1 protein-coding gene is annotated in these 611 nt (G+C 61.7%); it reads left to right on the top strand.

The window, feature by feature from the left end; genetic code table 11:
* Window positions 1-33 precede the first annotated feature (33 nt).
* On the top strand, window positions 34-611 hold a 578-nt coding region (locus A5707_RS20320), incomplete at its 3' end, for a hypothetical protein (protein ID WP_419866457.1).

Genomic DNA, 611 nt, shown 5'->3' with positions numbered 1-611 from the left:
AACGCAGCAAGCGGCAGGCCACGGGGTTTCGTGATGCCAGCCATCCCCGCTCAGTTTTTCATCGACCTGACCACCGTTGGTGGCGTGTCAAGGACCCCCGCCGAATTCCAGCATCTGCTCAATCATGTTTCGGTGTTGTCTGCCCGAGGCGTCAAACTCGATGACGTTCAACGTTATTCGCTGCTGCGCGAAGTCGCCTCCACGCTGGCGTTCATGCACAAGCACGGTGTGTGCGTCGGCGACATCTCACCGAAAAACCTGCTCTTCGCCCTGAGCCCCCACGAGGCGGCCTACTTCATCGACTGCGACGCCATGCGCATCAACACCGTCTCGGCGCTGCCCCAGATGGAAACCCCGGGCTGGGACGCACCCCCCGGCGAAGAACTGGCCACCATCTACACCGACACCTACAAACTCGGGCTGCTGGCCCTGCGCCTGCTCGCCGGCGACCACGACACCAAAAACCCCCACCACCTACCCCCCACCACACCAGAACTGTTGCGCCAGATCATCACCGACACCTTGACCAACCAACCACACCAACGCCCACTACCCGAAGCCTGGACCTACGTGCTGGGCCACGCCATCGAACACGCCCAACACCAAACAAA

The organism is Mycobacterium kyorinense (genome assembly GCF_001672775.1).
GTDB lineage: Bacteria > Actinomycetota > Actinomycetes > Mycobacteriales > Mycobacteriaceae > Mycobacterium > Mycobacterium kyorinense_A.
The sequence above is the reverse complement of the archived record's forward strand: the minus strand, read 5'-3'. Positions and strand labels throughout refer to the sequence as shown.